General features: G+C 73.1%; 8 protein-coding genes. 4 read left to right on the plus strand and 4 right to left on the minus strand.

Going from position 1 to position 11,797, the window contains the following annotated elements; genetic code table 11:
• The coding region (locus PLL68_RS06750; RefSeq protein WP_324532856.1) for a Maf family protein at nucleotides 1-230 on the minus strand (230 nt) is incomplete at its 3' end.
• A 115-nt stretch (nucleotides 231-345) separates the two neighbouring features.
• Between PLL68_RS06750 and PLL68_RS06755 the strand changes: the two genes are divergently transcribed.
• Genes PLL68_RS06755 through PLL68_RS06765 form a run of 3 tightly spaced genes read left to right on the plus strand, consistent with a single transcriptional unit; the run spans nucleotide 346 to nucleotide 6,624 of the window.
• A complete protein-coding gene (locus PLL68_RS06755; RefSeq protein ID WP_502910684.1) occupies nucleotides 346-1,983 on the plus strand; it encodes an NAD(P)-binding protein in 1,638 nt (545 codons plus the stop codon).
• Nucleotides 1,984-1,987: 4 nt separating this feature from the next.
• Complete coding sequence (nifJ, locus tag PLL68_RS06760) at nucleotides 1,988-5,575, plus strand: pyruvate:ferredoxin (flavodoxin) oxidoreductase (protein WP_324532860.1); 3,588 nt, start codon at nucleotides 1,988-1,990, stop codon at nucleotides 5,573-5,575.
• Nucleotides 5,572-6,624: a dihydroorotate dehydrogenase-like protein gene (locus PLL68_RS06765; RefSeq protein ID WP_324532862.1), complete on the plus strand. Its 1,053-nt coding sequence runs from the start codon at nucleotides 5,572-5,574 to the stop codon at nucleotides 6,622-6,624. Before nifJ ends, PLL68_RS06765 begins: the two co-directional genes overlap by 4 nt.
• Here PLL68_RS06765 and PLL68_RS06770 read toward each other — a convergent pair.
• From PLL68_RS06770 to PLL68_RS06780, 3 genes are read right to left on the minus strand one after another with little or no spacing between them, the layout of a single operon-like run.
• Nucleotides 6,600-8,495: a cation:proton antiporter domain-containing protein gene (locus PLL68_RS06770; protein WP_324532864.1), complete on the minus strand. Its 1,896-nt coding sequence runs from the start codon at nucleotides 8,493-8,495 to the stop codon at nucleotides 6,600-6,602. The two genes, PLL68_RS06765 and PLL68_RS06770, sit on opposite strands and share 25 nt — an antisense overlap.
• Before the next feature lie 17 nt (nucleotides 8,496-8,512).
• Nucleotides 8,513-9,145: a TetR/AcrR family transcriptional regulator gene (locus tag PLL68_RS06775; RefSeq protein WP_324532865.1), complete on the minus strand. Its 633-nt coding sequence runs from the start codon at nucleotides 9,143-9,145 to the stop codon at nucleotides 8,513-8,515.
• Nucleotides 9,145-10,833, minus strand: coding sequence for a DUF885 domain-containing protein (locus PLL68_RS06780; protein ID WP_324532867.1), 1,689 nt, complete (start codon nucleotides 10,831-10,833; stop codon nucleotides 9,145-9,147). The genes PLL68_RS06775 and PLL68_RS06780 overlap by 1 nt, the downstream gene beginning before the upstream one ends.
• Nucleotides 10,834-10,984: 151 nt before the next feature.
• Here PLL68_RS06780 and PLL68_RS06785 point away from each other — a divergent pair, with 151 nt between their 5' ends.
• Nucleotides 10,985-11,656 (plus strand): MOSC domain-containing protein, encoded by a 672-nt coding sequence (locus PLL68_RS06785; protein WP_324532869.1) that lies wholly within the window; start codon nucleotides 10,985-10,987, stop codon nucleotides 11,654-11,656.
• Nucleotides 11,657-11,797: the final 141 nt, after the last annotated feature.

The following is an 11,797-nucleotide window of genomic DNA, read 5'->3' on the forward strand; positions in this document are numbered from 1 at the left end:
GTCTCGTCGGCCTCGATCGTGCTGACGACGTCCTCGGCCTTGGCCCGGGCGAGGAGCAGGGCCACGTCTGGCGCCTCCAGCGGCCCGCTCATGGCCTCGGCCGCAGCGACGGCGGCGTCCTCGTCGACGGAGGACACCCGCACGTGGGGCGTCACGCCCGCGGCGATGAGCGTCGTGCGGCGGGCGGGGGACGCGGAGGCGAGCAGGAGCGTGAGGCGTGCGGACGGCATACGGGACAACCTAACCCGGCCCCCGCGTGGCGCTCGTCTCCTCGGTGCGGCACTCGTCAACTACGCGGCGTAGTATTGCCGTCGTCCGGTCCTCCCGGGGCGGGACGAGGAGGAGATGTCCGTGGCCGGAGAAGATCGCGACCTCACCCCGCTCGCGTCGGTGGGTCAGGGCCGGCCCCGGTCGGGGCCCGTCCGCTCGCAGCGGCCCGTCTACGTCGACCTCCTGCCGCCGTGCAACGCGGGCTGTCCCGCGGGCGAGAACATCCAGGCGTGGCTGGCCCTGGTCAAGGGCGGCGACCCCGAGGCCGCCTGGCGCCGGCTGACGCTCGACAACCCCTTCCCCGCCATCCACGGGCGGGTCTGCTACCACCCCTGCGAAGCCGCGTGCAACCGTGCCGATCTCGACGGCGCCGTGTCCATCCACGGGGTCGAGCGGTTCCTCGGCGACCAGGCCATCGAGCACGGCTGGGCCTTCGACCCGCCACCGCCGGCCACCGGCCACCGTGTCCTCGTCATCGGCAGCGGCCCGAGCGGGCTGTCCGCGGCCTACCACCTCGTGCGCCTCGGGCACGCGGTGACGGTGCGCGACGTCGGGGGCGAGCCGGGCGGGATGATGCGCTACGGCATCCCGACCTACCGCCTGCCGCGCGCCGTGCTCGACGCCGAGATCGACCGGCTGCGCGACCTCGGGGTCGTCATCGAGCAGGGCCACCGGGTCGAGGACCTCGAGGCCGAGATGCGCGACGGGTCCTTCGACGCCGTCTTCGTCGCCGTCGGTGCCCACCTGTCCACCCGCGTCGACATCCCCAACCAGGACGCCTCCCGCGTCATGGATGCCGTCGAGTTCCTCCGCGGTGCCGCGTCGGGCACGCAGCCCCCCCTCGCCGGGCGCGTCGCGGTGTACGGCGGCGGAAACACCGCGATGGATGCCGCCCGCGTCGCCCGCCGGCTCGGAGCCGACGACACCGTGATCGTCTACCGCCGCACCCGCGACCAGATGCCCGCCCACGAGTCCGAGGCGCAGGACGCCGAGGAGGAGGGCATCCGGATCAACTGGCTGCGCACCATCAGCTCGATGGGGGACACCGACCTCACCGTCGAGGTCCAGGAGCTCGACGAGCACGGCCGCCCCCACGGCACCGGGCGGTTCGAGACCCTGGAGGCCGACACCGTGATCCTCGCGCTCGGCCAGGCCAGTGACACCGGCTTCCTCCGGGGCATCCCGGGCCTGGAGTTCCAGGGAGACACCGTGCAGGTGTCCAAGGACACCCTGATGACCGGGGTGCCGGGCATCTTCGCCGGGGGCGACGCCGTCCCGAGCCAGCGGACCGTCACGGTGGGCGTCGGCCACGGCAAGCGGGCCGCCCGGGCGATCGACGCGTGGCTGCGCGGTGACGCCGTGCACCGCGCGCCCAAGCACCCCCTCGCGAGCCTGGACCAGCTCAACCTCTGGTACTTCGGCGTGCACGACCGCCGCGAGGAGGCCGTGCTCGACCCGGCGACCCGGGCGCTGACCTTCGACGAGGTGCTGACCGGGCTGTCCCCGACCGAGGCGGTCTTCGAGGCCGGCCGCTGCCTGTCGTGCGGCAACTGCTTCGAGTGCGACGGCTGCCTCGGCGCCTGCCCGGAGGGCGCCGTCATCAAGCTCGGGGTCGGGCTGCGCTACGAGTTCGACGACGCCCGGTGCACGGGCTGCGGTGCCTGCTACCGGCAGTGCCCCGTCCACGCCATCGACATGATCCCGGAGGGCTGACCCGATGCGCGTCACGATCGACGGCAACGAGGCGGCGGTCGACGTCGCCTACCGCCTCAACGAGCTCTGCGCGATCTACCCGATCACGCCGTCCTCGACGATGGCCGAGCTCGCCGACGAGTGGGCCAGCCACGGGCGCGCCAACGTCTGGGGCACGGTTCCCACGGTCATGGAGATGCAGAGCGAGGGTGGCGCGGCGGGGGCGATGCACGGCGCCCTCCAGGGAGGGGCGCTCAGCACGACCTTCACGGCGTCCCAGGGCCTGCTGCTCATGATCCCCAACATGTACAAGATCGCCGGTGAGCTGACCTCGACGGTGTTCCACGTCGCGGCCCGGTCGCTGGCCGCCCAGGGGCTGTCGATCTTCGGCGACCACTCGGACGTCATGGCGGTGCGGCAGACGGGGTTCGCCCTCCTGGCGTCGGCGTCGGTGCAGGAGGCCCACGACATGGCGCTCGTCGCCCAGGCCGCCACGCTGCGCACGCGCGTGCCGTTCGTCCACTTCTTCGACGGCTTCCGGACCTCCCACGAGCTGAACACCGTCGAGCTCATCGACGACGAGGTGCTCCGCTCGGTGGTCCCCGAGGCCCTCGTGCGCGAGCACCGGGCCCGCGCCCTGACGCCCGAGCACCCGTTCGTGCGGGGGACGGCGCAGAACCCCGACGTGTACTTCCAGGCGCGCGAGACCGTGAACCCGTTCTACGCCCGCACGGCCGCGGTCGTGCAGGACGTCATGGACGAGGTCGCCGGCCACACCGGGCGCGCGTACCGGGTCGTCGAGTACCACGGCCACCCCGAGGCCGAGCGGGTCGTCGTCGTCATGGGCTCCGCGGCGGAGACGGTGCGCGAGACGGTGGCCCACCTCGTCGCCGGCGGCGACCGGGTCGGGGTGCTCCAGGTGCGCCTGTACCGCCCCTTCCCGTCGGCGGAGCTGGTCGAGGCGCTGCCGGACAGCGTGCGCGCGGTGGCGGTCCTCGACCGCACCAAGGAGCCAGGCTCCAACGGGGAGCCGCTCTACCTCGACGTCCTCGCCACCTTGGCCGAGGCCGACTCGCGCGGTGAGCGCGACGGCATCCCCCGGGTCATCGGCGGGCGGTACGGGCTGTCGTCCAAGGAGCTCACGCCGGGCATGGTGGCGGGCGTGTTCGCCGAGCTCGCACTCGAGGCGCCGCGGCGCCGGTTCACCCTCGGCATCACCGACGACGTCGGCGGCACGAGCCTGCCCTACGACGCCACCCTCGACATCGAGGACCCGCAGACGCTGCGGGCCGTCTTCTACGGGCTGGGCTCGGACGGCACGGTCGGGGCCAACAAGAACACCATCAAGATCCTCGGCGCCGATCCCGAGGTGCACGCCCAGGCCTACTTCGTCTACGACTCCAAGAAGTCCGGCGGGCTCACCGTCTCGCACCTGCGCTTCGGCCCGCACCCCATCCACGCTCCGTACCTCGTGAGCCGGGCCGGCTTCGTCGGCTGCCACCACCTCGGGCTGCTCGACACCGTCGACGTCCTGGCCTGCGCGCAGGAGGGGGCAACCCTGCTGCTCAACGCCCCCCAGCCGCCGGACGAGGTGTGGGACGCCATCCCCGGGCCGGTCCAGCAGGGGATCATCGACAAGCGGCTGCGCCTGTATGCCGTGGACGCCACGTCCGTGGCCCGCGGCGCGGGGCTGCCCGGCCGGACCAACACCGTGCTCCAGACCTGCTTCTTCGCGATCTCGGGCGTCCTGCCCGCCGACGAGGCCGTCGCCCGGGTCAAGGCCGCGATCCGCAAGACCTACGGTCGGCGCGGTGCCGAGGTGGTGCGGCGCAACGAGGCGGCCGTGGACGCCACCCTCGCGGCCCTGCACGAGGTGCCGGTCCCCGCCGCCCGGACCTCCGAGCGGGAGGTCCCCGACATCGTCCCGCGGGACGCCCCGCCGTTCGTGCGCACCGTGACCGCCGAGATGATGGCCGGTCGGGGTGACGCCCTGCCGGTGAGCGCCCTGCCCGTCGACGGCACCTACCCCAGCGGCACGACCGCCTACGAGAAGCGGCGGATCTCCGACGTCGTCGCCGCCTGGGACCCCGACACCTGCATCCAGTGCGGCACGTGCAGCTTCGTCTGCCCGCACAGCGTCATCCGGTCGGTGTTCTACGACGGCGATGCCCTCGACGGTGCCCCCGAGGGGTTCCGCTCGGCACCGCTCAACGCCGCCGGGCTGCCGGGGTCGCGCTACACGCTCCAGGTCTACGTCGAGGACTGCACCGGGTGCGGGCTGTGCGTCGAGGCCTGCCCGGTCAGCCCGCTCGTCGTGCCGGGGATGCCGGGGGCGCCCGAGCGCAAGGCGATCAACCTCGCGCCGCTCGAGCCGGTGCTCGAGGCCGAGCGCGAGAACATCGCCTTCTTCGAGACCCTGCCCGTCAACGACCGCTCCCGTGTGGACTTCGGCACGGTGCGGGGCACCCAGTTTCTCCAGCCGCTCTTCGAGTTCTCGGGAGCGTGCACGGGCTGCGGCGAGACGCCCTACCTCAAGCTGCTCACCCAGCTCTTCGGCGAGCGGCTCACCGTCGCGAACGCCACCGGGTGCTCCTCGATCTACGGCGGCAACCTCCCGACGACGCCGTGGACGAAGAACGCCGCCGGGCGCGGTCCCGCCTGGTCGAACTCCCTGTTCGAGGACAACGCCGAGTTCGGGCTCGGGCTGCGACTGGCCGCCGACCTGCACACGGGGCTGGCCCGGGAACGGCTGCGCGAGCTGAGGGAGGAGGTCGGCGCCGACCTGGCGGACGGCATCCTCGAGGCCGGTCAGGTGCGCGAGTTCGAGCTCACCGCGCAGCGCGAGCGGGTCGCCGAGCTGCTGCGCCGCCTCGAGGGGATGACCGGGCCGGTCGTGGAGGACCTGCGCAGCGTGGCCGACCACCTCCTGCGGCGCACCGTGTGGATCGTCGGCGGCGACGGCTGGGCGTACGACATCGGCTCCGGCGGCCTGGACCACGTGCTCGCCAGCGGTCGGGACGTCAACGTGCTCGTGCTCGACACCGAGGTGTACTCCAACACCGGCGGCCAGTCCTCGAAGGCCACGCCGATCGGCGCCGTCGCCAAGTTCGCCGCGGCGGGCAAGTCAGTGGCCAAGAAGGACCTCGCCCTCCAGGCCATCGCGTACGGCACCGTGTACGTGGCCCGGGTGGCGATGGGTGCCGACCCCCAGCAGACCTTGACCGCGCTGCGCGACGCGGAGGCCTACGACGGGCCCTCGCTCGTCATCGCCTACAGCCACTGCATCGCCCACGGCATCGAGATGCGCCAGGGCCTGGACCAGCAGTACCGCGCCGTCGCCTCCGGGCACTGGCCGCTCGTGCGCTACGACCCCGCGGTGCGGGCGAGCGGGGGCAACCCGTTCCAGCTCGACTCGCCGCGGCCCCGCATCCCGCTCGAGGACTACGTCTACCACGAGCTGCGCTACCGGATGCTGCGCAACTCCGACCCCGCCGAGGCGGAACGGCTGCTGCGCCTGAAGCAGGAGGCCGTCGACCAGCGGTGGCAGACGTACGAGGAGATGGCGACCCGCGGTGCCGACCGGTTCGCCGCCGACACGAGGAGGACCTGGTGAGCGACCTCTCGACGAGCTACCTCGGGCTGGCGCTGCGCAACCCGCTGGTGGCCAGCGCGTCCCCGCTGTCCGAGGGCGTGGACCGGGTGCGGGCCCTGGCCGACTCGGGGGTGGGTGCCGTCGTCATGTACTCGCTCTTCGAGGAGGAGGTGCACCGGGAGCAGCTGCGCGACCTCATGGTCAGCGAGGCGCACGAGGACGCCTTCGGGGAGGCGCTGTCCTACTTCCCGAACGTCCCGAGCGCCGGGACCGGCGGTGCGACGCGGTACCTGCGGCTGCTCGAGCAGTCCGTGGCCGCGGTCGAGGTGCCGGTCGTCGCGAGCCTCAACGGGAGCACCGCCGGCGGTTGGGTGGGGTTCGCGCGCTCGATGCAGGATGCCGGTGCCGCCGCGATCGAGCTGAACGTGTACTTCGTGCCGGGAGACCCCCACACCCGGGCGCGCGACGTCGAGGACCGCCACGTCGAGATCCTCCAGCAGGTGAGGGAGGCCGTCTCGGTGCCGGTGGCGGTCAAGCTGAGCCCGCACTTCAGCTCCACCGGGGAGATGGCGATGCGCCTGGACCGGGCGGGGGCCAACGGGCTCGTGCTGTTCAACCGCTTCCTCCAGCCCGACGTCGACCCGGAGGCGCTCGCGGTGACGACGGGGGTCACGCTGTCGACCCCGGCCGAGGCCCGCGTGGCCCGAACCTGGATCGCCATCCTGCGCGGGCACGTCACCGCCTCCCTGGCCGCGACCACCGGGGTCGATGGGGCCGCGGACGTCGTGTCGTACCTCCTGGCCGGGGCCGACGTCGTCATGACGGCGTCCGCGCTGCTGCGCCACGGGGTCGGCCACGCCGGCGTGCTCCTGGACGGGCTGGAGGACTGGATGCGGCGCAAGGGCTTCGCCACGCCCGAGGAGTTCCGGGGCCTGCTGGCCGTCCCGGTCGGTGTGGACCAGAGCGCCTACGAGCGCGCCGGCTACGTCGAGGCACTGGAGAAGGCGCGCAGGACCTACGGCGACCTCACCGGTGCCTCGCGGGGTCAGCCGACGATCTCGTCGACGTAGCACCAGCGCCAGGCCTCGCCGGGCTCGATGCTGCGCATCACCGGGTGCCCGGTCTCGCGGAAGTGGGCCTCGGCGTGCCGACCGGGCGTGGAGTCGCAGCAGCCGACCTCACCGCAGGTCGCGCAGGCCCGCAGCTGCACCCAGCGCACCCCGGCGGCGAGGCAGCGCGGGCAGCCCTCGGCGGTGGTCGGCGCCTTGGGGACCTCAGCGGCGGCCAGGTGCTCACAGGCCCCCGCGATGCGGTCCGGCGGGCGCAGGGGGGAGGCCCGCACGGCGCCGGTGCGGGTGGCGCTCCACACCAGGGCGGTCTCCTCGGCGTCGAGCTGGCCGAGCACCGCGCTGAGGACCGCGTGGTCGACGTGGCCCTCGCCGCGGATGCGCATCAGCTCGGCGCGCTCCTCACGGATCATCTTCGTGCGCAACCGGGCGTGGGCCTCGCTCGGCGTCTCGTCGTCGCCGGGCCCGAGCGTGCCGAGGCGTTCCCAGCTGCGGTTGACCCGGGCACTGGCCTGGTCTCGGATCGCGGCGACCGCGGCCGGGTCGGCGGCCGGGTCGGCCTCGATGAGGCGGAGGCCAGCACCCGTCGTGGCCCCGAGCACGGTGGCCTCGACGAGGGCGTCCTCGCGCGGGTCCGGCCCGCGGACGTCGAGGGCGCGGGCGAGCGAGGGCAGGGTCAGGCCCTGGAGCAGGAGCGTGCCGACCGTGACCACCAGGGCGATCACGATGAGCTCGGCGCGCAGCGGCGTCTCCTCGGGCAGGGTCAGGGCCGCCGCGAGGGTCACGACACCTCGCATCCCGGCCCAGGAGCCCACGAGACCTTCCCGGATGCCGTCGCTGCGGTCGGGTGCCCGCCGCGCGCCGATGAGGGAGAACGGCACGATCCACAGCGGACGCAGCAGCAGGCAGGTCACGAGGACGGCCCCGCCGACGAGAAGGGTTCGCCCGAGTGAGCCGTCGCCCTCGCCGACCGCTTCGAGCAGGGATGCGATCTGGAGCCCGATGAGGAGGAAGACGGCGTTCTCCAGCACGAAGGTGACGCTCGACCAGTTGATCCGCTCCGCGAGGCGTGAGGGTGCCGACTGCAGGATGGGGGCCTTGTGGGCCAGGAGCAGGCCGGCCGTGACGACGGACAGCACCCCGGAGGCGCCGACGAGCTCGGCGGGCACGTAGGCGATGTACGGCGCGACGAAGGACAGCGCGGTGTCTGCCGGCACCTCGTGCAGCTGGCGACGCAGTGCGCCGATCGCCAGGAACGCAGCAAAGCCGATGGCGACGCCACCGACCGAGGCGATGAGCAGGTCGGTCGCCACGGACGGGACCGTCACCTCTGGGACCTCGCCATGGGTCGCTGCCCCGTGGGCGGCCAACCCGGCCGCAGCCAGGGCCGTGCGCAGGGTGACGAGCGCGGTCGCGTCATTGAGCAGCGACTCACCTTCGAGGATCGTCGTGACCCGCCGGGGCAGGCCGATGCTGCGGGCCACGGACGTGGCCGCCACGGCATCCGGTGGCGCGACGATCGCTCCGAGGGCGATGGCGACGGCGAAGGGGATCGGCAGCAGCAACCACGCGACGACGGCCACGCCCAGGGCGGTGAAGAGCACGAGCCCGACGGACAGGCCGAGGATGGAGGCCCGGTTGGCCCTGATGTCGAGCAGCGACGTCGACAGGGCTGCGGCGTAGAGCAGCGGCGGCAGCAGGCCGTACAGGACGAGGTCGCTGGAGAGCGTCAGCTGCGGCACGGCCGGCACGAACGACAGCACCGCCCCGGCGAGCAGCAGCGCGATCGGCGTCGGCACCCCGACGGGTGCGGCGAGGCGGCTGACGACGATGACGACGAGCACGATGGCCACGATGGCCGAGGCGAGTTCCACCGCTGGATTGTGCCTCGTCAGGCGGGCGGTGGCGACAGGTCGCCCACGAGGTAGTGCTCGAGCACCGGCCCGAGGGCACCGACGAGCTCGTCCCGTGAGGCGGTCGCGAGCCGCGGCAGGCCGACGACGTGGCGGGTGAAGGCCATGCCGGCCACCTGCGACGCGGCGAGGGACGCCCGCAGCGTGGGGTCGTCGCCTCCGAGGTGGTGGGCCAGCGGGCCGAGGAGGCGCTCCATGAGCAGGTCGCGCACGAGGACGGCGGCAGCCTCCTCCGAGGCGGCAGCCCGCAGCAGCCCGGTCATCGTCTGGCGTGCCTCGGGGGTGTCCATGATGCCGATCGCGAAGCCCGCGAGCCGGAAGCCGACCCCGGTCCGCCCGGGCCCGAGCAGTGCGGGGATCACGACGTCAGGGTCGAAGGGGAGCTCGACCACGCTGACGAAGAGCTCCTGCTTGGAGCCGAAGTAGTGCGACACGAGGCGGGTGTCGACCCCGGCGTCCTTGGCGATGCCGCGCAACGTCGTTCGGGGGTAGCCCTGCTCGGCGAAGGCGCGGGCCGCGGCCGCGAGGATGGCCTCGCGGGTGCCGCTGCCCGCGGGCCGGCGCCCCCGGGCCACGGCCCCGCGCCCGTCCCCGGCCGGCTCCGAACCCATCAGTCGAGCACGGCGTCGCGCAGCACGTCGAGCCCCACCGACCCGACGTCGAGGGCGCGTCGGTGGAAGTCCTTCAGCGAGAACGCGTCGCCGGCGCGCTGCTGGGCCTCGTCGCGCAGCTGCAGCCAGAGCCGCTCGCCGACCTTGTAGCTCGGGGCCTGCCCCGGCCAGCCGAGGTAGCGGTTCAGCTCGAAGCGCAGCATCTCCTCACCCTCGTTGGAGTGCGCCCGCAGGAAGGTCCAGGCCTTGTCGTACGTCCACGACCCGCCACCCACCTCGGCCGGGGCCTCGAAGCCGCAGTGCACCCCGATGTCGAGGACGACACGGGCGGCGCGCAGCGACTGGCCGTCGAGCAGGCCGAGGTAGTTGCCCGGGTCGTCCATGAAGCCCAGCTCGGCCATGAGCCGTTCCGCGTAGAGCGCCCACCCCTCGCCGTGCCCGCTCGTCCAGCACATCATCCGGCGCCACTTGTTGAGCAGCTCTCGGCGGTAGACGGTCTGGCCGACCTGGAGGTGGTGCCCCGGGACCCCCTCGTGGTAGACGGTCGTCAGCTCGCGCCAGGTGCCGAACTCGGTGACGCCCTTGGGGACCGACCACCACATCCGTCCCGGTCGGCTGAAGTCGTCGCTCGGCCCGGTGTAGTAGATGCCACCCGTCTGGGTGGGGGCGATCAGGCACTCGATGGTGCGCACCGGCTCCGGGATGTCGAAGTGCGTGTCGGCCATCGCCGCGATGACCTCGTCGGCGCGCTCCTGCATCCAGTCGCGCAGCGCGTCGGTTCCGTGCAGCTGGTAGCGCGGGTCGCTCTCGAGGTGGGCGATGGCCTCGCGGACACTCGCCCCCGGGAGGATGCGGTCTGCGGTGCGTGCCATGTCGTCGGTGATCCGGGCGAGCTCCTCCTGCCCCCACGCGTAGGTCTCCTCGAGATCCACCGTGGCACCGAGGAACGAGCGCGAGGCGAGGCCGTAGCGTTCGCGCCCCGCGGCATCCGAGGTCGGGGCGAGCCCGAGCAGTCGCTCGCGCAACGCGGTGCCGATCTGCTCGTAGGCCTGCGCGGCGGCCCGGGCGCCGCGGTCGAGGTCGGCCCGCACCGAGTCGGCGAGGGGGGCGCCGTCGGCGCTCGCCCCCTGCGCGAAGGTGGCGAAGAAGCCGTCGGGGGCGGTGAGCTCCTCGCACTGGACGATGCAGGCCTCGACCTGGCGCCGCGGCGTGACCAGGCCCCGGTCGGCACTGTCGAGAAGGGTCTGCGTGTACTGCTCCATGGCCTGCGGCACCGCGGACAGTCGGGCGGCGATGGTGGCCCAGTGCTCCTGCGTGCCGGTGGGCATCAGGTCGAAGACGTCGCGGCAGGCCTGCAGGGGGGAGGCGATGACGTTGAGGGCCATGGCGTCGTAGCCGGCGTCGTGGGTCTCGATGACGAGGCCGAGGCGTTCGCGCATGGCGGCGACCGTCACCCGGTCGACGGCATCCGCTGGCTCGACGCCGTCGAGGGCGGCCAGGGTCCGGCGCGCGAGGTGGGCGTGGTGGGCGAAGCCGTCCGGGGAGAGGTCGTCGAGCTCGGTGTCCCGGCCGGGGACACCCAGGTAGGTGGCCTCGATCGGGCTGGCGACGATGGCGGCGTCGAAGTAGGCGTCGGCCACGGCGTCGACGGCGGTGGTGGTACGGGGCTCGGCGGTCGGCTCGGTCACCCTCTGGACGCTACCGGAGCACCCCGTCCCGAGATCGACCAACAGGTCACCCGGGGTACGCCTGGCCCCGTCCCGACATCGACCAATAGGTCACCCGGGGTACGGCTGGCTGCCACCGCGCCGAGCCAGACCCCGCCATAGGCTCTCGGCCATGAAACCCGTGGTGACTTCGCTCAACATCGGTGGTGCCCGCAGCGGCATCCGGCCCCGCGGCGGCGACACGGCGATCGACAAGCGCCCGGTCGACACGATCGAGGTGCGCGACCCCGGCCCGAAGCGCGGTGGCCTGGGAAGCGGGGTGCTGGGAGACGACGTCGTCAGCCGAAAGCACCACGGTGGGTCACAGCAGGCGGTGTATGCCGTGGCGCGCGAGGAGCTGGACTGGTGGGGCGCCGAGCTCGGCCGGGACCTGCGGGACGGCATGTTCGGGGAGAACCTCACCACCCTCGGACTCGATGTGGATGCCGCTGTCGTCGGTCAGCGGTGGACGGTGGGCTCGGCGGTGCTCGAGGTGACGGGACCGCGGATCCCGTGCGCGACCTTCGCCGCCTGGATGGGGGAGCGGGGGTGGGTGCGCCGGTTCACCGAGCGAGGCCGAACCGGTGCGTACCTCGCGGTCGTCGAACCCGGTGTGCTCTCGGTCGGCGACATCATCGAGGTGGGGCAGCCGCCGGAGCACGGCATCACCGTGCCCGAGGTGTTCGGCGCCTTCATGGGCGACGACGACCTCGCGGCCCGGGTCGTCGCGGCGCAGGTGCTCGCGCCGGCCGACAGCCTCGACCTGGAGCGCAGCCTCGCCCGCCGTCGCCAGATCGACCAATAGGTCACTCGGGGGACGGTCGAATTGATCACGCGCCGTCGCCAGATCGACCAATAGGTCACTCGGGGGACGGTCGAATCGATCGCGCACCGTCGCAAGGGCAGCATCACGCAGCAGCGGTGTCCACTCGGAAGTGGCGACGCC

It is taken from the genome of Ornithinibacter sp. (assembly GCF_035443565.1).
In the GTDB taxonomy this organism is placed as follows: Bacteria; Actinomycetota; Actinomycetes; order Actinomycetales; family Dermatophilaceae; genus Fodinibacter.

What these genes read in the sequence shown, in the direction of transcription:
- PLL68_RS06755 (WP_502910684.1), top strand. Translation starts at nt 346, where the DNA reads ATGTCCGTGGCCGGAGAAGATCGCGACCTCACCCCGCTCGCGTCGGTG.
- nifJ (WP_324532860.1), top strand. Translation starts at nt 1,988, where the DNA reads ATGCGCGTCACGATCGACGGCAACGAGGCGGCGGTCGACGTCGCCTAC.
- PLL68_RS06775 (WP_324532865.1), bottom strand. Translation starts at nt 9,145, where the DNA reads ATGGGTTCGGAGCCGGCCGGGGACGGGCGCGGGGCCGTGGCCCGGGGG.
- PLL68_RS06785 (WP_324532869.1), top strand. Translation starts at nt 10,985, where the DNA reads ATGAAACCCGTGGTGACTTCGCTCAACATCGGTGGTGCCCGCAGCGGC.